The sequence below is a fragment of the Verrucomicrobiota bacterium genome (assembly GCA_037139415.1).
Classification (GTDB): Bacteria; Verrucomicrobiota; Verrucomicrobiia; order Limisphaerales; family Fontisphaeraceae; genus JBAXGN01.
The window spans coordinates 1-24,324 of record JBAXGN010000044.1 but is presented as its reverse complement, the minus strand read 5'-3'; the positions used below and the strand labels follow the sequence as shown (position 1 = coordinate 24,324).

Annotated in this window: 17 protein-coding genes and 1 pseudogene; 13 read left to right on the top strand and 5 right to left on the bottom strand. The window is 58.7% G+C overall.

The genetic code is table 11. The features are described from left to right. Nucleotides 1–6: 6 nt before the first annotated feature. Nucleotides 7–279, bottom strand: a complete 273-nt coding sequence (locus tag WCO56_09800) for an Lrp/AsnC ligand binding domain-containing protein (GenBank protein MEI7729854.1) — start codon at nucleotides 277–279, stop codon at nucleotides 7–9. A 221-nt stretch (nucleotides 280–500) separates the two neighbouring features. Between WCO56_09800 and WCO56_09795 the strand changes: the two genes are divergently transcribed. From WCO56_09795 to dnaG, 3 genes are read left to right on the top strand one after another with little or no spacing between them, the layout of a single operon-like run. Next, nucleotides 501–1,754, top strand: a complete 1,254-nt coding sequence (locus tag WCO56_09795; GenBank protein MEI7729853.1) for an MFS transporter — start codon at nucleotides 501–503, stop codon at nucleotides 1,752–1,754. Between the two features lie 56 nt (nucleotides 1,755–1,810). After that, nucleotides 1,811–2,455: a CvpA family protein gene (locus WCO56_09790; GenBank protein MEI7729852.1), complete on the top strand. Its 645-nt coding sequence runs from the start codon at nucleotides 1,811–1,813 to the stop codon at nucleotides 2,453–2,455. A 41-nt stretch (nucleotides 2,456–2,496) separates the two neighbouring features. Next, complete coding sequence (gene dnaG / locus WCO56_09785; protein MEI7729851.1) at nucleotides 2,497–4,287, top strand: DNA primase; 1,791 nt, start codon at nucleotides 2,497–2,499, stop codon at nucleotides 4,285–4,287. A 143-nt stretch (nucleotides 4,288–4,430) separates the two neighbouring features. On the opposite strand, the gene WCO56_09780 is transcribed toward dnaG, so the two are convergent. Both WCO56_09780 and WCO56_09775 read right to left on the bottom strand, forming a co-directional pair. Beyond that, nucleotides 4,431–7,565 (bottom strand): TaqI-like C-terminal specificity domain-containing protein, encoded by a 3,135-nt coding sequence (locus tag WCO56_09780; GenBank protein ID MEI7729850.1) that lies wholly within the window; start codon nucleotides 7,563–7,565, stop codon nucleotides 4,431–4,433. A gap of 277 nt (nucleotides 7,566–7,842) precedes the next feature. Next, a complete protein-coding gene (locus WCO56_09775) occupies nucleotides 7,843–8,103 on the bottom strand; it encodes a hypothetical protein (GenBank protein MEI7729849.1) in 261 nt (86 codons plus the stop codon). A 111-nt stretch (nucleotides 8,104–8,214) separates the two neighbouring features. Here WCO56_09775 and WCO56_09770 point away from each other — a divergent pair, with 111 nt between their 5' ends. Beyond that, a complete protein-coding gene (locus WCO56_09770) occupies nucleotides 8,215–9,693 on the top strand; it encodes a B12-binding domain-containing radical SAM protein (GenBank protein MEI7729848.1) in 1,479 nt (492 codons plus the stop codon). A gap of 459 nt (nucleotides 9,694–10,152) precedes the next feature. Here WCO56_09770 and WCO56_09765 read toward each other — a convergent pair. After that, nucleotides 10,153–10,623, bottom strand: a pseudogene (locus WCO56_09765) (nitronate monooxygenase). A gap of 812 nt (nucleotides 10,624–11,435) precedes the next feature. Here WCO56_09765 and WCO56_09760 point away from each other — a divergent pair. From WCO56_09760 to WCO56_09740, 5 genes are read left to right on the top strand one after another with little or no spacing between them, the layout of a single operon-like run. Next, nucleotides 11,436–12,383: a segregation/condensation protein A gene (locus WCO56_09760; GenBank protein MEI7729847.1), complete on the top strand. Its 948-nt coding sequence runs from the start codon at nucleotides 11,436–11,438 to the stop codon at nucleotides 12,381–12,383. Between the two features lie 3 nt (nucleotides 12,384–12,386). Beyond that, nucleotides 12,387–13,124 (top strand): SMC-Scp complex subunit ScpB, encoded by a 738-nt coding sequence (gene scpB, locus WCO56_09755; protein ID MEI7729846.1) that lies wholly within the window; start codon nucleotides 12,387–12,389, stop codon nucleotides 13,122–13,124. 11 nt (nucleotides 13,125–13,135) lie between these two features. Further along, the gene (gene pheA / locus WCO56_09750; protein ID MEI7729845.1) at nucleotides 13,136–14,203 is read left to right on the top strand and encodes a prephenate dehydratase; all 1,068 of its coding nucleotides are present in this window, start codon (nucleotides 13,136–13,138) and stop codon (nucleotides 14,201–14,203) included. 2 nt (nucleotides 14,204–14,205) lie between these two features. Then, on the top strand, nucleotides 14,206–15,177 hold the full coding sequence (locus WCO56_09745; GenBank protein MEI7729844.1) for a KpsF/GutQ family sugar-phosphate isomerase: 972 nt from the start codon (nucleotides 14,206–14,208) through the stop codon (nucleotides 15,175–15,177). A gap of 12 nt (nucleotides 15,178–15,189) precedes the next feature. Next, nucleotides 15,190–15,954: a prolyl oligopeptidase family serine peptidase gene (locus WCO56_09740; GenBank protein ID MEI7729843.1), complete on the top strand. Its 765-nt coding sequence runs from the start codon at nucleotides 15,190–15,192 to the stop codon at nucleotides 15,952–15,954. Nucleotides 15,955–16,259: 305 nt separating this feature from the next. On the opposite strand, the gene WCO56_09735 is transcribed toward WCO56_09740, so the two are convergent. After that, nucleotides 16,260–17,516 carry a PLP-dependent aminotransferase family protein gene (locus WCO56_09735; GenBank protein ID MEI7729842.1) on the bottom strand — a complete coding sequence of 419 codons (1,257 nt, stop codon included), beginning with the start codon at nucleotides 17,514–17,516 and terminating at the stop codon, nucleotides 16,260–16,262. 267 nt (nucleotides 17,517–17,783) lie between these two features. Between WCO56_09735 and WCO56_09730 the strand changes: the two genes are divergently transcribed. The 4 genes from WCO56_09730 to WCO56_09715 all read left to right on the top strand — a co-directional run bounded on the left by WCO56_09730 (nucleotide 17,784) and on the right by WCO56_09715 (nucleotide 23,705). Further along, nucleotides 17,784–20,129, top strand: a complete 2,346-nt coding sequence (locus tag WCO56_09730) for a beta-L-arabinofuranosidase domain-containing protein (protein ID MEI7729841.1) — start codon at nucleotides 17,784–17,786, stop codon at nucleotides 20,127–20,129. Between the two features lie 3 nt (nucleotides 20,130–20,132). Beyond that, nucleotides 20,133–21,062, top strand: coding sequence for a ribokinase (rbsK, locus tag WCO56_09725; protein ID MEI7729840.1), 930 nt, complete (start codon nucleotides 20,133–20,135; stop codon nucleotides 21,060–21,062). A gap of 50 nt (nucleotides 21,063–21,112) precedes the next feature. Further along, nucleotides 21,113–22,591 carry a sulfatase gene (locus WCO56_09720; protein MEI7729839.1) on the top strand — a complete coding sequence of 493 codons (1,479 nt, stop codon included), beginning with the start codon at nucleotides 21,113–21,115 and terminating at the stop codon, nucleotides 22,589–22,591. 157 nt (nucleotides 22,592–22,748) lie between these two features. Then, complete coding sequence (locus tag WCO56_09715) at nucleotides 22,749–23,705, top strand: hypothetical protein (GenBank protein MEI7729838.1); 957 nt, start codon at nucleotides 22,749–22,751, stop codon at nucleotides 23,703–23,705. The last annotated feature ends 619 nt before the right edge of the window (nucleotides 23,706–24,324 follow it).

Sequence of the window (24,324 nt, the reverse complement as noted above, 5' to 3'; positions counted from 1 at the left end):
CGGTTCTCAATCCACGTCTATGGCGCGTCCGCCCTCCCGCTTGTCGTAGCTGCGGAAAGCGAACATCGTTTCGCTTTCAATGATGCCATCGGTCTTCAGCAAATGGTCGGTGATGGCGGACTCTATCAGGTCAATGGAGTCGCACTTAATGATCACCAACAGATCGTGCCGTCCGGATACGGAATACACATCCGTTACCGCGTGAATATCCAAAAGCTTCTCGGCGGTGCCGGTGACTTTCTTGGGATCTATTTTCAGGAGAATGATTGCGGTAGGCATAAGCGGTTTATGATTTCATCGTGCCGACAGATGGTCTGCAACGGGCCAAAAGCCACCACCCAGTCACCATAGCTGACCCTTGCCCTGCGACTCCGGCACGTGTTGCACTGCGTTTGTGCGGCATGGCAGCACGATGAACCGGCGCCCCCACAGTGTCAAGAATTTCAGACTTTCCATTGACTTGGAAAACCATTCGGACTAATGAATCCACAACAATACTTATGAAAATCAAAGGGCTACGCTGGTACATCGCATTCCTGCTCTGCCTGGCGTCCGCCTTGAACTATCTGGATCGCCAGACGCTCTCGGTGCTCATCGGCACCATCAAGGACGATCTCGGCCTCACCAATGCCAGCTACGGTGCCATCAATGCCTGGTTCCTCACCAGCTACGGCGTGATGTACGCCGTCAGCGGGCGCGTCATTGATTACATCGGTACCCGCCGCGGGTTCATGGTCTTCGTTTCCGGTTGGTCGCTGGCCAACATGCTCCATGTTTTCGCCGCCACGGTGGGGCAGTTCTCGTTTTTCCGGTTCCTGCTTGGTGTATTTGAACCGGGTAGCTTCACTGGCGGCGTGCGTGCCGTTGCCGAATGGTTCCCGATGCGGGATCGCGCCCTGGCCATTGGCATCTTCAACGCCGGCACCGCCTTTGGTTCAATGGCGGCAGCCCCCATTGTCTCCGTCATCGCCATGCAATGGGGTTGGCGGGCGGGCTTTCTCGTCACCGGTGCCCTCGGGTTTGTCTGGCTGGCCGCGTGGGCGTTGCTCTTCAAACTGCCCAAACATCACCCGAACCTGACCGAAGCAGAACGCACCCTGATCCTGGACGGCCAACGCGAAGACGCTACTGTCGAACGCCCTGCCCCGTTGGCGAAACTGCTGCGCATGCGCGAAACCTGGGGCTGCATCCTCGTGCGCGCGTTGACGGACCCGATCAGCTATTTCCTGCTGTTCTGGATTCCGCTCTATTTCCAAAAACGGCACGGCTTCGACCTGAAACAAATCGGGATGTTTGTCTGGATACCCTTTGCCGCCGCCGCACTGGGCAACGTGTGCAGCGGAGTGATTCCACGGTTACTGATCAACCGCGGCTGGGAATTGGACACCGCACGCAAAAGCACGATGGGATTGATGACCGGTCTGCTGTTCCTATTTTGTTTGGCGACCACGCAGATTGCCAACCCCACCCTGGCCCTGATGCTCGTCGCGGGCATGACGTTCTGTCATGGCGGCTGGAGCAACATCACGCTTCCGGCGGAAGTCTTCCCCAAAAACTCCGTCGCCACCGTGACCGGCTTGGGCGGCGCGCTGGGTTCCTGGGTCAGCGCATTGTCGCAACTCTACATCGGCAGCGTGGTGGACGTGTATGGCTTCACCCCCATCTTCCTGGCCTGCGCCGGACTGTACCCCTTGGCGCTGCTGCTGGTATTTCTGCTCATTGGCAAACTTGGGGTGGAGCGGAAAATCGCGTAACCATTTATTACATTGAACTTTGCCCCGCCATGGCTTATATTGCCGCCAACATAACTATGAGTAACGGATTCCCAGTAACGCTGTTTGATTTCGTGGTGATCGTCGTGGCGGTGGTTGGGTTGGTCCGCGGCCGTCGGCGCGGCATGTCCCAGGAATTCTTGGATCTGGTTGCCTGGCTCGGTTTCGTCTTTGCTGGCGCCTATGTCTGCCGAAGCTATGGCAAAGAGGTGGCCCGCCTTTCCACCCTTAGTCTCATGTGGTCCAACATCATCGCCTACCTGGCCACCGGCTGCGTGATTCTGTTTATCATCTACATGATCAAAACGGCGCTGCGCGATCGCATCGCCCAGTGCGATTTCTTTGGCAGCATGGAATATCCGCTGGGAATGATGTCCGGCATCATCCGCTTTTTGTGCATCCTGGTGGTGGTCATCTCCGTCATTCACGCTCCCTTGATCACCGAACATGAACGGGCCAAAACCGCCAAGCTGCAATCCGATGCGTTTGGCAACATTTCCTTTCCCACCCTCGGTGAAATTCAACAAACTATCTTCGCTGATTCATTTGCGGGAAAACATTTGGGGGCTTACCTGGACTATGTGCTGATCCCAAAAGCTGCGGAGGGGGAGGCGGTGACCACCCCCAGAGCAACGGAGGCGCAACAAAAGGAAAACCTCATCAACCAAATCATTGGCAAGTAGGGTTCGCTTCCCGCACCGCGCCTTTTTAACTGGCTAAAGTCATGTCGGGCCTTGTTTCGCCGAATGTTCTGGAACAAATCCGCGCTGCGAGTGACATCGTGGAGGTGATCGGCGGTTATGTGCCCCTCAAACGCGCTGGGGCAAATCATCGCGCCCTCTGTCCGTTCCACCGGGAAAAATCTCCCAGTTTTCACGTCAACCAGCATCGGCAGACCTTTCACTGTTTCGGCTGCCATAAAGGCGGCGATGTCTTCACGTTCGTTCAGGAATACGAAAGCGTCGGCTTTGGCGAGGCCGTGCGCCGACTGGCGGAACGCGCTCATATCGTCATTGAGTACGATGCCCAGCCCGGCCAAAAACAGGCGCGGGAACTCAAGGAAACCCTGCTGCAAATCCATGACCAAATTGCGCAACGCTGGCAAAACGCTTTGGGCAATGAGGCCTCGGCGCAAATCGCCCGCGATTACCTTGCGAAACGCCAGGTCTCGCCCGAGGCAGTGAAGTTATTCCGCCTGGGCTACGCCCCGGACCTGTGGGATGACACCGTCAACTGGGCCAAGAGCAAAGGGTTCAGCCTGGAAATCATGGAGCAGGCCGGCCTGATCATCAAGCGGGAAGGCAGTGAGGGGTATTATGACCGTTTTCGCGGACGTTTAATGTTCCCCATCTGCGATGAACAGGGGCGGGTGGTTGCCTTCAGCGGACGCGTCTTGAGCGGTGATGAAAAGACCGCCAAATACGTCAACTCCCCCGAAACCGCCATCTTCACCAAAGGCAAAGTCTTCTATGGTCTGGACAAGGCCAAACGCGCGATCCTGGAAAAAGGGTTCGCCATCATTTGTGAAGGCCAACTGGATTTGATTGCCTGCTACATGTCCGGCACCCAAAACATGGTGGCCCCCCAGGGCACGGCGTTCACCAACGAACATGCCCGCATCCTGAAACGCTATGTCAACGAAGTCATCCTCTGTTTTGATTCGGACAACGCCGGCCAGAAGGCGGCGGTGCGGGTGTTGGACAGCCTGCTGAATTCTGGCCTCGCCATCCGGGTGGCCGTGGTCCCCGCTCCGCATGATCCCGATAGCTTCATCAAAGCTCATGGCGGCGCGGCCTTTCAGGAAATCATCCAGCACGCGGAAGGCTTTTTTGATTACTATCTGAGCCGCCTTTGCGCCACCAATGAGATCGCCACCGATCGGGGTCGGCTGGCTGTTTTGCACGACATGGCGCTGGCGGTCAACAAAACCGGCAATCAGGTGCTGCTGGATATCTATGCCCAAAAGACCGCCTACCGCCTAGGGGTCTCCCCAGAAGCAGTGCGGATGGAATTCAGGAAAGCTCCCGCTCCGACGCACAACGAATCCGCCGAATACACGGAAGACCACCTGCCGGACACGCCGCCAGCCGAGCGCCCGACGCCACTCGAATTCTGGTTCTTGCGGTTGCTCTTGCTGGCGGATGACCTCGTGCCCTGGGTGGCGCAGCGCATGGATGTGCAATGGTTGCAGCACGAAACCGTGCGCCGCCTCTACGCGTTGCGCATGGCGTATTACTACAACGAGAGCTGGGTCAGCATCCCTTCATTTCTAAGTGACCTCGAGGAACCGGAGTTGAAACAGCTCATCACCGAATCCGTGACGGAAGAGCGTCCCATTCCCGAGCCTGAGAAGCAAATGCGCGACGTCGTGATCCGCCTGCGGGATGAGTACATTAAACGTCAACATAACCTTATCATTACCCAGTTATCCCACCCGGACACCTCGGCGGAGCAACAGGTCCATTTGGTGGCCCAGCAGAATACGCTACGCGCCATTCGCCAGCAAGAGTTGTAACGGGGCCGGAAACGACATTGTCGCGCGGCCCGCCAGCGCGGTATCGTCAGTAGGTGTCGGGCGAACGAGACTCAAACTTTTTGGCTGGTTGCGGGCATTCATGGAATTCATATTTGAGTCTCCTTGCGTCGTCTCCTACGGGGTTATTGGCCGCCCTCCACCAGTGCGATTTCCGCCGGGGTGAGGCCGTACAACTCATACACCAGCGCATCAATCTGCTGATCCGTGGCGGTGATGGCGTTTTGCAATGTCTCCCGCTCGGCGTCCGTCTTGGCCGCACGCAACTGTGGTGTCAACGCCAGCATCTTGTCCACCAAGCCAACCAACTTGTCGTGCTGTGCTTTGTCGGCGGGTTTGCAAAGGTCGAGAAGTCGGATTGGCAAAGGTTTCAAATTTACAACCTTCACTTGGGCAAAAGCACGGCCTCCTTCCTGAACTTTTTCTGAATACAGGAAGTTGAGCAATCGAGAATTGTAAATTCCCAAGAGATATTTAATAGAAAAGAGCGGGTTCTTGAGCTGGATAACATGCGTGCTGTCCAATGAAAAGTAACCTTCGTTATCATAGGTCGCGACTAACCGATCACTGGTCTGTCTGCTGATTAGCTTCTCTGGCGATTTGAACATTTCTGGGTTTGTGTTGCTCCATAGTTTTTTGGGTTCATAGAAGACAAACATGCCTCCAAATTCTTTTGCATAACGATCAATGTCACGGCCTCGCAAAATTCTTTGCCATTTTGCACCTTGTTGCGTGTCTGAAAGGAATACGCTGTTATCGCCCGTAATAATTCCCTGATAAATAATGCACGCTTTATCGATTGTGATGAATGGAAGGGAGCGAACACGCGCCATCACGGTCCCACCGCCCATGGAAGCCAGCAAATTGAGGTCTGGATCTGACCGCAATGAGGTTGTTGGCAAGTGGCGACTCACAGGTAATATGAAATGCTCCTTTGACTCAGCGACGCGAATCTCCATCACCGGCGCTTCTACCAACTTGCTAAAAACAAAAATCCCGTTTCCTCCCATTTCCGCTTCGTCGAAGACCTTAAATCGCAGGTCAAAGACCGCGCTGAAACTGCCTGTTCCCAGCATAAAATGCCTGAGGTCGCGGAAATAATGGGTTGTAAAGAAAAGATTCGGTATAATAAATGAAAATTGACCGCCCTTCCGCAGTAGCGCTGTCGAGTATTCCATGAACAGTCCGAACAAATTCATTTTATAGACGGCCGCACTTGGATACTTGGATTGGTAATATTCGATAGTGTCGTCTGTTTCCGATTTCTGTTTTTTTCCTAGTAGCAAGCTGCGGTAAGGCGGATTTCCGATGACCGCATCAAATCCACCGACCTTCATGATGGCGGGGAATTGGACGGGCCAGTCGAAGGCATGCACGCGCACGAGGTTCTCGGGGATCATCGAGAAATCGGAGGCAATGAGGGAGTTACCGCATTTGATGTTGTCTTGCAGGGGCGGCAGCAGGGCTTCATCGCTGCCGAAGAGGCTGCGCTCATGGGCCAGGGTGGTGCGGTTCTCGTTCTCCAGCATCTTGAGGTAGAGGGAGAGCTGGGTGACTTCCACGGCCTGCGGGTCCAGGTCCACGCCGTGGATGGTCTCGCGGAGGATGCGGCGGCGGGCCTTGGTGGTGAGGTGGACGGCGTTGGCGCCGGGTTCGAGCCAGCACCAGTCGCGGTGTTTCTTCAGCCACGCCACCGCCGTAGGAGCCGACGTGAGGAGGCTCTGATCTTTCCCCTCCAGTTTGAGACTCGTTACCTCGTCACCTACGGATTGGTGGAGGTGGTCGGTGAGCCATTGCTGGCAGTGCTCGCAGACGGCCTCAAAGGCGCAGATGAGGAAGCTGCCGGAGCCGCAGGCGGGATCGAGGATGCGGACTTTGAGGGCGTCCTCCGGTTTGCGCCCGGCGAGCAGTTTGCCGACGGTCTGGGCGACGATGTATTCGACGATGTAGCGCGGGGTGTAATAGACGCCCCCGGCTTTGCGGACTTCCGGCTTTTCTTCAATCGTCACGCCCCGCCCGTGCGGGCGGACGACTTTGCCGAGGAACCGCTCGTAGATGGTGCCGAGGATTTCCACCGGGATGTAGCTGAAGAGGTAGGGGGATTCCTCATCGCCCAGTTCATCGAGGAAGTGGGCCAGCCATTCGTCGCTGACCAGGAGTTCCTCGCTGAAATGGGGCTTGAAGAGGTTGCCGTTGAAGAAGGGAATGTGCGAGGGGGGCCGGCGGTCCAGCGCGCGGAAGTGGCGGACGAGGGCGTGCCATAGAGAGCCAGCGTAGGTGCCGACGTCAGGAGGCTCATTCTTGGGGGCCGATGTTAGAGCCTCCTTACGTCGGCTCCTACTCTCTTCATCGTGGAGTTCAAACGGCTGCTGGCGGGCGGTGCGGGCGGTATCGGGATGGCCATCCTCACGCCAGGAGCGGACGAGGCGGTCGAGCGGGTAGCCGGTGTCAATATCGCGGTCTTCGCAGATGCGCAGGAACAGGATGCGGTCGAGGATGCGCTGGACGGATTCGTTGAGCTGGGCGCCTTCGAGGAGATCGGCGCGGTCGTTGTGGCGGAGCAGGTCGGAGGCGAGTTCGCGCCGGGCTTCATCGAGGAAGTTGAGGAAATCGGTGTCGAGGGCGCGGGCGCGGTCGGGCTTGATGAGCCAGCCTTGTTTGGCCTTGCCTTTGCCCTTGCCCGTGGGTTTCTTGGGCAGGGAATCAATGAGCTGATCAATGCTGCCGGCGGCGACGCGCTCGCGGGCGAGCAGGTCCCAGAGTTGCTGGGCGATGAGCGGGTATTGGGTGTAGTGCCAGGTCTCCCAGAGGCCGACCTCGGGCTCGTCCTTGTAGGGGCGTCCGCCGACGATGTAGATTTTGAACTCCTCGAAGTCGGTGAGGACGGCGAGCGGGAGGCCCTTGTTCCAGGCATAGCGTTTGGCTTGGAAGGCGTAACCGGCGTGGAGTTCTTCGGCGGGCTTCTTGGCCTCGCAGACAAAGCGGTCGGTGGGGTGGGTGCGGAACAGGAAGTCGGCGCGCTTCTGGCGTCCGCCAATCTGGGGACGGCTCTCGATCTCGACTTCGCGGTGCTGGGGAATCAGCCCGGCATCATTCTCCACATCCCAGCCCAGGGCGCGAAAGAAGGGCGTGAGGAATTCCTGGCGCAGGCTGGCCTCGTCATAGGCGGAGCTTTTGTACGCGACGAGGTTCCGGCCGAACGTGTCAACCAGACGGTTCAGCGCGCGTTGGAACGACTCAAACGTGGCCGGATCAGACATGGCGGGAAGGTAAAGGAAACGGACTGTTGGGGGAAAGGAAAAACAGTCATCGGTAAACAGTAATCAGGGGAGAATCGTAACTCTCAGACTTCATATTTCAGAATGAGACTGAGGGGGCTGATTTTTGCAGAAAAATCAAAGCTGATAAACCATAGAGAGCACAAAGACAGCAGAGACAACAAGGTCTGCAAGAACGGCCACAGCCTTAGCCAGCCGTGTCCTCAGCGGCATCCGTACGTGGTTCACCCATGGTACCCTGGCCCGGCGGACCGTACGGTCACGTTGCCATCACGTCGCCATATTGGTTTTTCCAATCAATCGTCACTTTGAAGCCCCGGAAACCCTGTCGTTCCAAAATGCTGGCCCCTTCGCTCAAAAGTTTATCAGCCAAATCGCCCAATTCCGCGCGCCCGAGTTTAGCCAGATCATACGCCAATCCCCAAGGCAATCGCAGAACCGTTGGCCGGGTGTCGGGCTGCCGCCGATGCTGGTCTTTGAGTGAGTCAACAATACCATCCAACGCTTCAATACCTGTCATATCAGTCACAATAACCCAACGGCGAGCGAAAGCGATGAAAATCACAATGGGGTGAACACCCCATAGCACGAATAATGATACCCAGTGTATTTTTATGGTTAGAAAGATACGATGAACGTACTATTGTTATATCCGGAGTTCCCGGACACGTTTTGGAGTTTCAAACACGCCTTGAAATTCATCCGCCGACGCGCCTCATTCCCGCCGTTGGGCCTGCTGACTGTGGCGGCGATGCTGCCACCCAAGTGGGGCAAGCGTCTGGTAGATGTCAACGTGCGAACGTTGCGCGAGCGGGACATTGCCTGGGCCGACATAGTGTTCATTAGCGGTATGATCGCCCAGCAAGACTCTGCCCGGGACCTGATCGCGCGTTGTCACGCCGCAGGCAAAACGATTGTGGCGGGTGGACCGCTGTTCACCTTGGGACATGAACAGTTCCCCGACGTGGACCATTTTGTGCTGAACGAGGCCGAGGTCACTTTGCCCGATTTTTTGCATGACTTCGAGCGCGGTTGCGCACGGCGGGTGTACACCTCGCCCGAGTTTCCCAATCTGCATGAGACCCCGGCGCCGCTATGGGAACTGGCGGAAATGCAGCGGTATGCCTCGATGTGCCTTCAATTCTCGCGCGGCTGTCCGTTCGACTGCGAGTTCTGCAACATCACTTCGATGTTCGGACACCGCCCCCGCACCAAAACCACCGCCCAAATCATTGCCGAGCTGGACACCATCTACCGGCTGGGGTGGCGCGGATCGGTCTTTTTTGTGGACGACAATTTTATTGGCAACAAGCGGGTACTCCGCGAGGAATTGCTGCCCGCGCTGATCCAGTGGCAAAAAGGCCGGCACGGCATGCCGTTTTTCACCGAGGCGTCCATCAACCTCGCCGACGATGAGGAACTGATGCGGCTGATGGTCGAGGCGGGCTTTAACCAAGTCTTCATCGGTATCGAAACGCCCGAAGCGGCAGGTCTGGCCGAATGCAACAAACGCCAGAACCAAGGGCGCGACTTGGTGGCTGACGTAAAACGCATCCAGCGCGCCGGGTTGGAGGTGCAGGGCGGGTTCATCGTCGGATTCGACAGTGACACGCCCACAGTTTTTCAACGGCAGATTGAGTTCATTCAAAAAAGCGGAATCGTCACAGCCATGGTCGGCATGTTGCAAGCCATGCCGGGCACGAAGCTGTACCAACGGCTAAATAGCGAAGGACGCCTGCGCAGCCACACCTCCGGCGATAATGGGGATGGAACGACCAACTTTGTTTCGCGGATGAACCCGGAGACCTTACGTCTGGGCTACCAGCGCCTCATGGAACACCTCTATTCCCCCGGGCCTTATTACCAACGCATCCGCACTTTTCTCCGCGAGTACCGGACCCCAAAAGTCTCCGTCTCGGTAAACTGGCGCTATCTCATGGCCTTTGTCCACGCCAACTTACGCCTTGGCATCCTGGGCCGCGAACGTTTCCATTACTGGGCTTTGATCCTCTGGACGTTCACTCATCGCCCTTCCCTCTTGTCGCTGGCCGTGACCCTCTCGATTTACGGTCACCATTTCCGCAAGGTTTGCGGCGTGATCAGGCCCTGAACTGGCGTCCCAACTGGACTTCTCGGACAAAGGCACTTCCTCGCCATGCGCCAACAAGCACTTGATTGCGTCGCCCGCCGTATAGGTGTTGCAGCCTGGCGGCAGAAAACTGGTGATACCGGTCAGGTCGTCGCCCGCCGTGACGAATGCCAACTCCTCCACGCCTTCCGCGCGACTCTGGCCAAGCCCGATCGTGGCAAACAATCCGTTGCAGACGCACTTGCGGCCCTGCGTCTCTTCCAAGCTACCGCCTTTGCGTAAAAATGCGTCCACCGGTTCCGCCGGGCATCGGTAGCCCACCGTCCCATCCGCCCGCCGGTAGGGATTCCGCAAGTACCCCACGTCGCAGACGCGCGCACGGACTGCAAAACCAGACGCCTCCGAAAGGGTTCCTTCCAACTGCGCCACTTTGAAGGGAAACCCGGTGGGAGAGGCGCGCGGATCAGTAACCACGCGTATCTGTCCGGCGCGGCTCAACTGAATGGTGCGATATTTTAGTTCCGGCGCCATGTCTGACTCTTCGCAGAAGGCAAACGCCGTACCCACCTGTATGCCAGCGGCACCTTGTGCCAGCGCCTCGGCAAGTTTGCCAGGCCGGCCATACGAGCCAGCCAGCCAAAACGGCAATTCTAACGCACGGATTTTCTCCAGATCAGGCACATCACGCACGCCATAGACCGGTTCCCCCCCGGCATTGAGCGTGAGCGGACCACGTGGCGGGGCGTTATGCCCACCCGCCGTGGGACCTTCCACCACAAACCCATCCACATGCCCGCTGGATTTACGCGCCAGCGTCAACGCCAAGGTCGCCGAAGCGATGATCCCGAGAAACAAGGGACGCTTGAGCGCGGGGGCGGTGCCGCCACAAAAGTCCCGCGGCACAAACGTAGAACAAAACGACTCCTCGGCAGCAGCCCCGGAAACATCCATGCGCAGTTGGGCCTGAGCCCCACTGGCAAAACAGTCCAACACGGCGGGTATTGCCCGGGGAATGCCGGCACCCATCAAGATAAAGTCCACGCCAGCCAGCATCGCACCGAACAAGGACGGAAGCGTGGGGAGTTGAATCTTCTCAAGGAAGTTGATGCCAACCTTGCCGGAATGGCCCTCCCTGGCCAGAAATACCTCCACGAAATTGGCCACCACGATCAACTCCACCAAAGTGGCGCGCGGTTGCAGGTTTGGCATGGCGACCGTTTTAAACGGCGTCTTGGGCAGCTTGCCACCTTCGATAAAGTACTCCGCAAGAACGCGATCAGCCATCGGCGGAAAAGGAAAATGTGACAGGGCACGACGCAGCGGTCCACCGGGATCACCCAGTTGAAGACGGCGCGCCAACACCAAGGCCAGCGCAGTGCCGGAAACGACACCGAGTTGACCTGCTCGCGAAACGGCACGCGCCAGCGTCCACCCGGACACCGCGACACCCATTCCGCCCTGAATGATTTGAGGATATATCATAAACTGCCTGGGTTCGATTTCTTGGACTAAGAAAAAGACGCGGCAGGATAGTCGGGTGCGGCTGCACTGGAGCCCCTCCATGGCAAACACCGGCGCAAAGCCCTTCAGAAACCGACGCGTAACTTAATTTTAGCCGAGGTTCACACAAAAGACAAGCTTAATCGGTAGAAAACGCGAACCCACCACCGCTTTTTGGGACAGGTTTTTACACGTTGCCAAAGGGGCTGGAAATCGGCTAGATTTGTCACCCCACTGGTTAAACCACTAGTGGTGAAAGCCGGATGTCCGAATACAAAGTAAAATTTGAGGTGTTTGAAGGGCCGCTGGACCTCCTCTTGTATCTAATCAAGAAGGAGGAGGTGGACATTTATGAGGTCAACCTGACCAAGCTGGCGACGCAGTTCATCGAATACATTGAAGTAATGCGGATGCTCGACTTGGAAATCGCGGGCGAATTCCTGGTCATGACCTCCACTCTGATGTACATCAAAAGCCGGGAGTTGCTGCCCAAGGAGCAACGGGTTTCCACCGAAGTTGAGGAGGATGGAGAGGATCCGCGTTGGGAATTGATCCGCCAATTAGTCGAGTATAAGAAGTTCAAGGATGCTGCCGCCCAGTTGCAGAACATGGAATTCACGCAGGAGAATACCTATGCGCGTGTGCCGGCCAAGCCAGAGTTCGAGACGCCCAAAGGTCCCGCCCGCAGTGAATTATCCATTTTTGACCTACTAAACGCGGTCAACACCATCCTGAAACGCTTTGGCGAACGGGAAAATACGCGCGAAATTTTTGAGGACAAATGGTCGGTCAGCGAGAAGATCCAGTACGTCCGGAACCTGCTTCTGGAGCGTCCGTCCGTCAGGTTTTCTGAATTATTTGCCAATGCCACCAGCCGCATCGAGGTGGTGGTCACGTTTTTGGCCGTGCTGGAATTGACGCGGTTGCGGCAGGTGGTGATCGTGCAATCGGAGGAATTTGGCGAAATTGAGCTGGCGCAAGCGCCGCAGCAACCCGGGCCGGAAACCTCACCGAAACCCGTGTCCATTCCGGTCAACCAGCCGGAGCGCGTTGAAAAGCCCAAGCCACTTACGGAAACGCTGCCCGCGACCGCCCATGCGCCCACCATGGTCGTGGAGGTGCAGCCTCCCGCGCACTCGGAACAACCGCCTCTTGATCTCCCGGCTCTCCCGACTGCCAGCGTATCGCCGACGAATCCGCAATTCAACTAAGCCATGGAACTTAAAGACATTCTGGAGGCGATCCTGTTTACATCGCAGAAACCCCTGACCCCGCAGGAATTGCGAGATCTCTTGCGGACCACTGCCGAGCAGGCTGAAGAACCCGCCCCCGCCGCCTTCAAGCGTACCCCGCTGGATAACATCCAAGCCGCTTTGGAACAATTGCAGCGTGAACATGAGGATGCCAAGCGAACCTTCCGCCTGGCTTGTGTGGCTGGGGCTTGGCAATTCGTCAGCCTGCCGGAGTTCGCTCCCTGGCTGCGTACCTTGCTGGGACAGAAGACGCGTCCCCCACGGCTCTCCCAGCCCGGATTGGAGACGCTGGCAATCATCGCCTACCGCCAACCGGTAACCCGCGCGGAAATTGAACAGGTGCGCGGTGTCGCGGTGGATGGGGTGATGCAAACGTTGCTGGAACGCGGGCTGGTTGAACAGACCGGTCGGGCAGAGGTAGTGGGACGACCATCCCTATACGGCACCACCCCGGCATTTCTTGAATATTTTGGTCTGCGCGGATTAACCGAACTGCCGGCGGCAGATGAACTGCGGCGCATCCCGGTGCAAAAACCGGAATCGTTATTGACGGCGGACCTCAACCTGGCCACCGCACCAGCATCCCAACCGGCCGCCGAAACGACGGAAGCCAGCCAATCCCCCCACCAGGAAGCGGCACCGTCCGCCACCAACGAGGCTATCCCTGCCGCGCCTCCGGCAGAACCCCAACAAACTTAGTTTGAAGTATCATGAGCATCCAGGAACACCGTAAAGCCATAGACCAACTCGACGCACAACTCGTCAAACTGCTGAATGAGCGTACCCGGCATGTGTTGTCCATCGGCGAGGTGAAGAATAAAACCGGTGAGGAAATCTACGCGCCCCACCGTGAACTCGCCGTGCTGCAGCGGGTCTGCAAACAAAACGATGGGCCGCTCACCAATGAATCGCTGCAATCCATCTATCGCGAAATCATGTCCAGCGCCCTGTCGCTGGAAAAGACGATGGAAGTAGCCTACCTTGGCCCGGAAGGGACGTTTACGCACCAGGCCGCCATTGCCCGCTTTGGCGCCAGCCTTACCTATGTGCCGCACAAAACCATTTCCGATGTGTTCAATGTGGTCAGCAAAGGCCGCGCGGATTATGGAGTGGCGCCGGTGGAGAATTCCACGGAAGGAGTGGTAACCCACACACTGGACATGTTTGTGGAAAGCGATCTCAAGATCGTCGCGCAGATTGTCATGCCCATCCAGCAGTGCCTGGCGAGCAACGTGGAACAAGACCAGATCAAGCGTCTGTACGTGCATCCGCAATCGCTGGCGCAATGCCGCGAATGGATTCAGCGGGAACTGCCCCGGGTGGAAATCATTGAGACGTCCTCCAACGCACGTTCCGCCGAGTTGGCCGCCAAGGAAAAACACGCCGCTGCCGTCGCGGGCGTGCTGGCGGCGGATATATATCATTTGAAAATTCTGGCTCGGGACATTCAGGATAACGTCGTCAACATGACCCGCTTCATTGTGCTGGGACGCAAATGCAGTCCGGCTACCGGCAAGGACCGAACGAGCATCATGTTCAGCATCCGGGATGAGGTGGGCGCGCTGCACCGCGCGCTGACCCCCTTCCGCCAGTACAAGTTGAACATGACGAAAATCGAGTCGCGCCCCAGCAAACGCAAAGCCTGGGAGTATTTCTTCTTCGTGGATTGCGATGGGCACATGACCGATCGCAAGGTGGCACGCGCCATCGAGCAACTGAACCTGCACTGCTCCTTTGTCAAAGTCCTGGGATCGTACCCCATCACCGAAGGACAATAGCCATGTCACACCTGACCCAGGCTCGCAAGGTTTTTGAAGTGGAAATCGCTGCCCTCAAGGCGGTGAACCAGCATTTGGACGCCTCCTTTGATGCAGCCGTGGAGTTGCTTGTCGCCACCGTGCGCAATCGTGGCAAACTTGTCGTGGTGGGTATTGGCAAGTCCGGCAACATCGGGCGAAAAATCGCCGCCACGCTCACCAGCACCGGCACTCCCACCGTGGTTTTGAACAGTGTGGATGCGCTGCACGGCGACCTGGGTATCATTGCCGATGGCGATGTGATCCTGGCGCTCAGCTATTCGGGTGAGACCGAGGAAATGTTAAGTTTGCTGCCAGCCATCAAACGCTTTGCGGTGAAGCTGATCGCCTTCACGGGTAATCTCAAATCTTCGCTGGCGGGCCACAGCGACGTGGTCCTGAATGTGCGCGTGCCCAAGGAAGCCTGTCCGTTCAATCTGGCGCCCACCTCCAGCACCACCGCGATGCTCGTGATGGGCGACGCGCTGGCCATGGCGGTCCTGCATGCGCGCGGGTTCAAGCAGAGTGATTTCGCCCGCTACCATCCTTCCGGCGCGATTGGCCGGGCGCTGCTGGTGCGCGTCAAGGATATCATGCGCACGGGCGACCGGAACCCCGTGGCCGCCGAGCATCTGACCGTGAAAGAGGCGCTGCTGATCATGACGCGCGCCAAATCCGGCAGCCTGAGCGTCGTCAATGCCAAGGGCAAACTCGCGGGCATCTTTACGGATGGCGATTTTCGTCGGCGCATGGCTACGGATGATCAATTGCTCAACCAGCCGTTGAGTTCGGTGATGACTCGCAACCCGATTCATATCACGGAAAACGCGCTGGCCGCCGAGGCGCTCAAGATTTTCAACGAACGCGCCATTGACGATCTGGTCGTGGTCAACGCGCGGCAGGAACCGGTCGGCCTGGTGGATTCCCAGGACTTGCCGCGCCTGAAATTAATGTAATAAACTAAAACTATGACAAACATGTCTCATCGCTCGCTGGTCCTGATTGGATTAACCACGTGTACCCTGATGTTCCCTATGAAACGCGCCAAAGCCCAACCCGGAACCCAAGTCCCCCAGACATTTGAAACCACCATCACCCGCACCATCGGCTATCGCTATCTGCTTTACCTGCCGAAGGAATACGATGCCAAGGCCCGCCAAGGGTTTCCGCTGATGATCTTCCTGCATGGCGCGGGGGAACGCGGTACGAACGTCCAGAAGGTGGCGGTGCACGGCCCGCCCAAACTGGTTGCGCAAGGGACCAACTTCCCCTTCATCGTGGTTTCACCGCAATGCCCGGCGAATCAGCGCTGGCAGGATGATGTCGTGCTGGCGTTGCTGGATGATCTCTGCGCCAAATACAACGTGGACACGAACCGCCTTTATCTCACCGGGTTAAGCATGGGCGGTTACGGATCGTGGAGCTTGGCCGCCAAATATCCGGAGCGCTTTGCCGCGATCGTCCCGATCTGCGGCGGCGGCGAGACCATTGATGTGTTGCTGGCCGGCAAGCGCAAAGAAAGCGCCTTCAAGAAGCTGGCCATCCGGGCCTTCCACGGCGGGAAGGACCCCGTAGTGCCGCTGAGTGAATCACAACGCATGGTGGATGCCTTCAAACGCGTTGGCACCGACGTCGAACTTACCATCTTCCCGGACGCCGGTCACGATAGTTGGACGGCCGCTTACAGTGATCCGAAACTCTTCGAGTGGATCTTGGCGCACGGGAAGAAATAAGATCGTTCCATTCGATGGTACTCGTGGGAAGCGTTCTCAATTTTGTTCCACCCGGGATGAATTTAATGCCGCCTGCTCAGCTAGGTAAACGTTGGCGAGGATAATTGACATCCCCTTGATCTCGTCGATTGACCAGCCAGCCCAACCCACAGGGTTGACTGCCAGTAATCGGTCGGCCAGGAGGGGGTACGGAACGACATTGTTATCCCATCGTCATCGCTGACAAGCTGCTCAGCGCGGTTCCTGGCGCGCCCATCCAAAGCGGCATCGCGGCCCCCTTACCCCGCCTTGCCGCCGCGCTCCAATTAAGCCATCGCCCGCCCCAGCCGCTCAATCCCCGTCTGGATGTCGGCCTCGCTCGCGCTGCCGAAGCTCAGGCGCAGGGTGTGATCCGGCTTTTTCCGGATGGGATCATCCGCGTGGCAGAAAACCCCCGGCACGTACAACACGTTCTCCGCCACCGCCCGTTTGAATAGCTTGGAATTCGGGCCGGTACGGAGCTGCTTCGGTGTGCGCACCCAGAAATACATCCCGCCCTGCGGCTCATCCCAGGCGACGCCTGTGGGGAAATGCCGTTCCAGGGCCTGCTTCATGACGGCAGCCTTGGCGGCGTAACGGATCCGCAGCGCCGCCAGATGCCGGGCGTAGCGCCCGGAGCGCACCGCGTCCGCGAGCACCTTTTGCAGGAGATGGGCGGTGCCGAAATCGTGGTTGCCCTTGATGCGCAGCACCGGCGCGACCAGCTCCGGCGGCAACAGCCCGTAGCCGACGCGGATCCCCGTGGCGAACGGCTTGCTGTACGTGCTGGTGTAAATCACGCGCGCTGTTTTGGCGGCCGTCAGGGCGGAGGGGACTTCCGGCCCGGCGAAGCGCAGCCCGCGATACGCGGCATCCTCCAGCAGATAGATCGGGTGCCCGGCGGCCTTCTCATAGCGCCGCAGCAACTCCAGCGCGCCCGCCTTCTTCGCCAGGGAAGTCGTGGTGCCCGTGGGGTTCTGGTAATAGCTGACGAGGTAAAGAAACTTCAGCCGCTTGATGGCCCCGGTGTGCTTGAGATCATCCAGCACCGTCTCCAGATGTTTCAGGCGGATGCCGTCCGGTTCCATCTGGATGGCGCGGCAGCGCAACCCGTGGCTCTGGGCAATCCCCAGGTAAACGAAATATGTGGGATCCTCCACCAGCACGACATCGCCGGAATCGCACAGCGCCTCAGTGACCAGATAAAGGAATTGCTGCGAGCCGTGCGTGAGCAGCAGCCGGTCGGGCTGATAGCGGGCGTCCGTCGCCGCAGCGCCATCCGCCGCGCGGATCAACGCCGCCGTGGCCGCGCGCAATTCCGGGTCGCCCGCCGTGCTGCCGTACTGCAAGGCGGCCTGGCCGCGCTGGGGATTGGACAGGATTTCCGCCAGCACCTCGCGCGCCTCCTGCAGCGGCAGCGACGGGTTATCCGTGAACCCGGCGGCCAGCGAAATAATGCCCGGATGCTCCAGGGCCGTCTTCATCAGCCAGGAGATGGGCGGTTCTTTCGTTCGCTGTCCCAATATGGATAAGGCACTATTCATACCGCCCCAATGGTGCTAAAAATTGCCCCGGAAAAAAAGATATTCCTTCATTAAATCAGGCAGGCCGTGGAAAAAGTAAACCAAAACCACACCAAAATCACACCGGTTCGAGCGGTATAGCAGTGTGGCTTGATGAGAGAATTGACGTGAGTCGGCGAAAACATCTTCGCCGCGCTCCTCATTCGCAGATGCGCTTGAACAACCTGCCTCACGCTAATTTATCGCGACAAATGTAAGCCTGCTGCGTATCATACACCAATTATTACTATGAAGCGAATGACTGGCAGCGTATTGGCGATCATTTTAACTGGAACCACATTCCTCCCGGCAGCGGTGTCACCGTTGCCGGACAAACTCCCTGCGGCGGTGGCTGACCAACAGGATTTTCAGGTGCCGGATCGCGTGCAATTGGGCGGATGGATCGGCAGCCGCATAGTCGGCAACGAGGCCAACCGGATGGTGAAGATTGATACCGACCGCCTGCTGGAAGGCTATCGCAAACGACCGGGCCGCCAATCCTGGGATGGTGAACACGTGGGCAAATGGCTGCATGCCGCCACGCTGGCCTGGGTGAACACCGGCGATCCCGCGTTACGAGCCAAGCTGGATTACACCGTGGCGGAACTCTCCAAATGCCAATTAGCCGATGGCTACCTCGGCACCTACCTGGACAAGGATCGCTGGACGGAATGGGACGTCTGGGCGCACAAGTACAACCTGCTTGGCCTGATGACTTATATGCAGTACACCGGCAACCTGGAACCGTTGCCCGTATGCCGCCGCATGGCGGACCTCCTCTGCAACACGTTCGGCGACACCCCCGGCAAACGGGACATCATCAAGGCGGGGCATCATGCCGGGATGGCCCCAACCAGTGTGCTGGAGCCGATGGTCCTGCTGTACCGAATGACCGGCGAAACGCGTTACCTGGACTTCTGCAAATATATCCTGCGCTCGTGGGAACAGGAGAACGGGCCGCATATCGTCTCCCGGCTGCTGGAACTCAAGCGCGTGGATAAAGTGGGCAATGCCAAGGCGTATGAGATGATCTCCTGCCTGAATGGTGCCCTGGAGTATTACCGCACCGTTGGCGGCGACCGCCAGATTCTGGATGCCTGCCTGAACGGCTGGAAGGATATTGTAAGCAATCGCCTTTACCTCACCGGCACCGCCAGTTACCGCGAGCATTTCCATGACGACTTTGACCTGCCCAACAATAACAACGTGGGAGAAACCTGCGTCACGGTCACCTGGCTGCAATTCAACGCCCAACTGCTGCGGCTCACGGGCGAGGCCCGCTTTGCCGAAGAGTTGGAGCGTGTAGTGCTCAATCAGCTTTTCGGCGCGCAACACCCCAACTGCACGGCCTGGGGTTATTACGTGCAGATGGAAGGCAAGAAGCCGTACAGCGCCACGCTGGATGGCCACTGCTGTCTCTCCAGTGGTCCGCGCGGCGTGTCGCTCATCCCCACGTTTGCCACCAGCACCGATGCCGAGGGCGTGGTGGTGAACCTGTACGAAGCCGGCAAAGCGGCAGTCAAATTGCGCAACGGCACCGAAGTGACGCTGGTTACGGAAACCCAATTCCCCGCCAGCGAACGCATTCGCATCACAATCAACCCAACGGGCAAAAAGAAGTTCGCAGTTAAACTCCGTCTCCCAGCCTGGTGCCGAGCCGCCACGATCACGTTCGAGGGACAAAAACTGGAACCAACCATCGGGCCGGACGGCTACGCCACCATCCGCCGCGTATGGTCACCGGGTGACCTGCTTGAACTGAACTTCCCTTCGGAACCGCGCGTGATCCTCGGGAACCACCTGAACCAGGACAAAGCCGCGGTGTTGTGCGGACCACTCGTATTGGCAGCCGATGAGGGTTTGCTGGCCGACCTCGGCCAAACCATCAACTCCATCAGCCTGGCGGGTGCTGATCTGGCGGCCCTGAAAGTCTCCCCGGAACTGGCAGCGGGAGATTATAGGTCCTGGCCCGGTGCCCGCGTGTTCCGGGTTAATGCCATCGCCCGCAAAGCCACCGCCACCCTGAAGGCCGGTGCCGCCATCACTATTCCCCTGGTCCCCTTTGCGGATGTCGGTGTTACCGGGGGGCGTTACAAAGTGTGGCTTCCCCTGCCCCAGTTCAAGAGTGCGAACCTGCTGCTCGGCGGCCAGGAAAGCCGATCGCGTCAGGGCAATATGGATGGCTCCATCTGCGACGACGATGCGCAAAGCGCAGTGGTAACTTATGATGCCAAGCCCGCCAAGGAAGACTGGTTTGCCGTAGCCCTCACCGAGCCCGTCAAACTCAGCCGCATCGTCTTCGCGCATGGCAAGAACTTCCACGACGGCGGATGGTTTGATGCCAGCGCGGGAAAACCAAAGGTGCAGGTGCAACGCACCAAAGATGGCGCTTGGGAAACCATCGGCGAACTGACGGATTACCCGGCCACCACCGCCTCGAACAATGCCAAGCTCAAGAATGGCCAGACCTTCACGCTCAAACTGGCCCAATCACTTACTGCCACGGCCATCCGCGTGATCGGCGTACCGGCGGGAGGGGACAATCCCAAGCAAGCCTTCTCCTCCTGCGCGGAACTTCAAGCCTTTGCTGAGTAACTTATGAGCAAACCAGCCATCATCGTCGTCGGCAGCTCCAACACGGACATGATCATCCGTCTGGACCACATTCCCAAACCGGGGGAAACCATCCTGGGCGGAGAGTTCCTCACGGCCGCCGGCGGCAAAGGGGCCAACCAGGCCGTGGGCGCGGCCCGGGCCGGTGGAGCGGTCACCTTCGTGGCGCGCGTCGGCGGGGATATGTTTGGCGAGCAGGCCATCGCCGGTTTTCGCCACGACGGCATCGGCGTGGAGTATGTCTTGCGCGACCAGGCTGCGCCCTCGGGCGTGGCGCTGATCTTCGTGGCCAAGGATGGCGAGAACAGCATTGCCGTGGCCTCGGGTGCCAACGGGAAATTATCCGTGGCGGACATCACCGACGCCCGCAGCGCCTTTGCGGGAGCGCGCGTCTGCGTCATGCAACTGGAGACGCCGCTGAAGACCGTCCAGGCCGCGGCCAAGCTGGCGGCCCAATTGGGATTAACCGTCATTCTAAATCCCGCGCCCGCCCGTCCCCTGCCCGACCGCCTGCTGCGACAGATCACCATCCTGACCCCCAACGAGAGCGAGGCCGAACTCCTGACCGGCATCGCTGTGAAAGACCCCGCCTCCGCCGCGCGGGCCGCCGCCCAACTGCGCAGCAAAGGCGCCCAGACCGTCGTGCTCACCCTGGGGCCGCGCGGCGCGCTGGTGGCGGACGCGGTCGGCTACCGGCTGATCCCCGGCTTCAAGGTCAAGGCCGTGGACACCACCGCCGCCGGGGACATCTTCAACGGCGCGCTCGCCGTGGCGCTGGCGGAGGGCCGCTCCCTGGATGCCGCCGTGCGTTTCGCCAATGCCGCCGCCGCGTTATCCGTCACCAAGCTGGGCGCGCAACCTTCCGCCCCCAGGCGTCCCGAGATTGAACGCTTCATCAAAACGTATAAGCCTTGAAATCCAAGCCCCGCACGTTAGTCTTCGCCAGACTTAGCTCAATGCAATTTATGAAACGATTATTAGCCCTTGCCCTATTGATCGGTATCAGCGGCGCCTGCCTCGCTGCGGACCAGGCTGCCACGCCCGCCGCCAGACCCAACTTTGTCCTCATCAACATTGACGACCTGGGCTACGCCGATATCAGCCCGTTCGGCGCCAAGAAGCAGCACACCCCGAACCTGGACCGCATGGCCCAGGAAGGCCGCAAGCTGACCAGCCATTACGGCGCGCCGGTATGTTCCCCCTCGCGCGCCTCGCTCATGACCGGCTGTTATCCCAAGCGCGTGCTGCCCATTCCGCACGTCTTGTTTCCCGTCAGCAAAGTGGGTCTGAGCCCGAAGGAAGCCACCGTGGCGGAAGTCCTCAAGGCCGCCGGTTACGCCACGGCCTGCATCGGCAAATGGCACCTGGGAGATCAACCGGAGTTCCTGCCGCGCAACCGGGGCTTCGACTATTACTTCGGGCTGCCCTACAGCAACGACATGGGGCCGGGCGAAGACGGCACCAAAAGCAGCTACGGCCAGCCCCTGCCAAAAAAGAAAGCCGCCGCCAAAAATCCCAACGACGACGACATGGGCATCCGGGGCGCGCAACCGCCGCTGGCCCTGGTGGAAAACAACCAGGTCCTTGAGCACATTCGCGCCGAGGCGCAGACCACCCTCGTCAAGCGTTACACCGAGAAGGCGCAGCAATTCATCCGCGACAACCAAAGCAAACCGTTCTTCCTCTACCTGCCGCATTCCGCCGTACACTTCCCGCACTATCCCAGCGAGGCCTTCCGGGGCAAATCCGAGAACGGGCTCCTGGGCGATTGGGCGCAGGAAGTGGATTGGAGCGTGGGCCAGGTGTTTGCCACCCTGCGGGAACTGAAACTGGACCAGAACACCCTCGTCTTCTTCACCAGCGACAACGGCGGCCCGGTCAACCAGGGCGCGTGCAATCTGCCGCTGCGCGGCGGCAAGGGCAGCACCTTTGAAGGCGGTATCCGCGTCTGCACCATCGCCTGGTGGCCGGGGAAAATCCCCGCGGGCACCGCCACGGACGAAATCACCGCCATGATGGACATCCTGCCCACCTTCGCCAAACTGGCGGGCGGCAAACTCCCCGACCGCAAGCTGGACGGAGCGGACATCTGGCCGGTGCTCGCGGGCGAGGCCGGGGCCAAACCGCCGCATGAAGTGTTCTATTATTACCAAGGCTTCAAGCTGCAAGCCGTGCGCTCCGGCCCCTGGAAGCTCCAGCTCAACAAACAACTCCTCTACAACCTGCAAACCGACATCGGCGAAGCCACCGACGTGGCGGCGCAACATCCGGACATCGTGAAACGCCTGCAAGAGTACGCCAACCAAATGGCGGATGACCTCGGGTTGGACGGCGTGGGCCCCGGCTGCCGTGAGCTGGGCCGAGTCGAGAAAGCCGAACCCCTGATCAACCACGACGGCACCATCCGCGAAGGCTTCACCGGCAAATTCTCCAAACTGCCTTGAGTGGGGGATGGGCTATTGGTAAATAATTTTTTCGCATTGACCGGCGGTGCCTTTTTGGGGATGGTCGATACCATGATAACAAACTGGCCAACGGAAACGATGAACGAGAAAGGCGTTCGGGAATATTGTTGGCCGCAAAACGCGCACACATAATCCTATGCTTAAGTTTATTGAAGGCATGTTCCGCAAGAAGGCGGAGACCGCGACGGCTGACTTCAGAAACCATATTCGGGAGGTCCGCTCGAAGACCCAACCGCTCAGAATTCAGCTTATTCCAAGCACAGACGCAGCTTGGCTCGATGCTGCTCCTGCTCGTTCCATCGTCGAGTTCCTGTTGCAGTTGGGCTTTCAGCGAGCGGATGTTGTCGGCATCAAGGGCAACGCGAAGGTGGTCATGGCAGGCTTTGCGGCTCCTCACCACGGCGTACTCGCAAGCATCCCAAAAGGGAGCGAACACATTTTCTTGTCCTTCGTGTCACATTTCACCGACGGCAGCGCTTTTGAATGCTCTAACATGCCGGTCCCCTGTGAGCCGCCGTGTCCAGAGTGGCTTATTCGTCGGCGCCACCCAGGCGCATCGGCACAGGATCTCTGGTCCGCCTTCCTTGCGGAACGTCCGCCCAAAACGGTGCAGCCTGTGGCCGCTGAATCGTTTGCCGAGTCGAATGCGGATGACTTCTTCCGGTATCAGGCGTGGATGGCCGAGCGCGGAGGGACCACGCGAGAAGAGTTGGAGACGCGCTACAAGTCCATCGGCAAACTTCCGGCGGGTGAGGAAGCGGCCAACTTCCTGAACATGGCGCGCAGCAACGAGATTGAGCGGGCCATGTGCAATTGGTGGCGTTTGCAGTCGGAAGCGCCCTATCCACTGGAGCAGGTGATGGACTCTCTCATTATCGTTCACAACGAATTGTCGCCGGACTTGCTTGTCAATGCTTATTGGTGTGGGGCGAACGACTTCAAGGCGAAGGTCCCGGACTTTGCTGGCGAATCCCCGCGCGAAGCGTTTGCCAGAGTAGTAGCCAGCCGAGGGGGGCTGCTTCGCAAGGTCTTCGAGAAGCGCTCGCCCTTGCAGGCAGATTTCTACCTGCCGATGGAAGACGTCAAGAGATGACAGAAACAACCGCCTCATGGATTGTCCGAAAAGCCATTCCCCCAACCTCTCTGGCACCCGCTCCGGGGTGCATTCGTCTTTTCTCTGCATTTCCGGTGGTCCGGCCCCTTCCGCCTCCGGACAACACCGGCTATTATCTGCCAATCCTTCTGATTGGGGAAATCCAATCCCCCGATGGATTGGGCGCGGCGGGTGGTGCGGTGAAACAATTCTGAAGGAATTGCGTCACCACAGGCCAGGGTTGGTTGCGGGGGCGAAGAGGGAGCAACCTTGCTGGTTCTGCGCCCCACCTTTTCCCATCAACCCTGCAAGGGGTTGTGTCAATGTACGCCTTGACAGGAAGACCGACGTTTGATGCGTGGCGGAATTGATCATGGCGTATCCATTGCCGCAACCCCTTCAGGGTTGGGGAATCCACGAACCGCCAAACCCAGGGTGGCTCGTTCCTCGCGACCCTGGGCTGGAGGACGCAACTCCGTTGGAGTTGTCGCGCGCATCCCGCATGGGATGCCAGACAGTAGCGTCATTGAGTGGAACGGGGCATGACCTCCGGAAAGGCGTCCCATAAACCCAATGCATCCTGAAGGGATGAATGTATTAACTGCATTTTACCGCATTT

Excerpts from the sequence above, each read along its gene's own strand:
- dnaG (MEI7729851.1), top strand. The coding sequence starts at position 2,497 with ATGTCGGGCCTTGTTTCGCCGAATGTTCTGGAACAAATCCGCGCTGCG.
- WCO56_09780 (MEI7729850.1), bottom strand. The coding sequence starts at position 7,565 with ATGTCTGATCCGGCCACGTTTGAGTCGTTCCAACGCGCGCTGAACCGT.
- WCO56_09720 (MEI7729839.1), top strand. The coding sequence starts at position 21,113 with ATGAAACGATTATTAGCCCTTGCCCTATTGATCGGTATCAGCGGCGCC.
- WCO56_09790 (MEI7729852.1), top strand. The coding sequence starts at position 1,811 with ATGAGTAACGGATTCCCAGTAACGCTGTTTGATTTCGTGGTGATCGTC.
- WCO56_09770 (MEI7729848.1), top strand. The coding sequence starts at position 8,215 with ATGAACGTACTATTGTTATATCCGGAGTTCCCGGACACGTTTTGGAGT.
- WCO56_09745 (MEI7729844.1), top strand. The coding sequence starts at position 14,206 with ATGTCACACCTGACCCAGGCTCGCAAGGTTTTTGAAGTGGAAATCGCT.
- WCO56_09735 (MEI7729842.1), bottom strand. The coding sequence starts at position 17,516 with ATGAATAGTGCCTTATCCATATTGGGACAGCGAACGAAAGAACCGCCC.
- rbsK (MEI7729840.1), top strand. The coding sequence starts at position 20,133 with ATGAGCAAACCAGCCATCATCGTCGTCGGCAGCTCCAACACGGACATG.
- scpB (MEI7729846.1), top strand. The coding sequence starts at position 12,387 with ATGGAACTTAAAGACATTCTGGAGGCGATCCTGTTTACATCGCAGAAA.
- WCO56_09760 (MEI7729847.1), top strand. The coding sequence starts at position 11,436 with ATGTCCGAATACAAAGTAAAATTTGAGGTGTTTGAAGGGCCGCTGGAC.
- WCO56_09775 (MEI7729849.1), bottom strand. The coding sequence starts at position 8,103 with ATGACAGGTATTGAAGCGTTGGATGGTATTGTTGACTCACTCAAAGAC.
- WCO56_09730 (MEI7729841.1), top strand. The coding sequence starts at position 17,784 with ATGAAGCGAATGACTGGCAGCGTATTGGCGATCATTTTAACTGGAACC.
- WCO56_09715 (MEI7729838.1), top strand. The coding sequence starts at position 22,749 with ATGCTTAAGTTTATTGAAGGCATGTTCCGCAAGAAGGCGGAGACCGCG.
- WCO56_09800 (MEI7729854.1), bottom strand. The coding sequence starts at position 279 with ATGCCTACCGCAATCATTCTCCTGAAAATAGATCCCAAGAAAGTCACC.
- WCO56_09795 (MEI7729853.1), top strand. The coding sequence starts at position 501 with ATGAAAATCAAAGGGCTACGCTGGTACATCGCATTCCTGCTCTGCCTG.
- pheA (MEI7729845.1), top strand. The coding sequence starts at position 13,136 with ATGAGCATCCAGGAACACCGTAAAGCCATAGACCAACTCGACGCACAA.
- WCO56_09740 (MEI7729843.1), top strand. The coding sequence starts at position 15,190 with ATGACAAACATGTCTCATCGCTCGCTGGTCCTGATTGGATTAACCACG.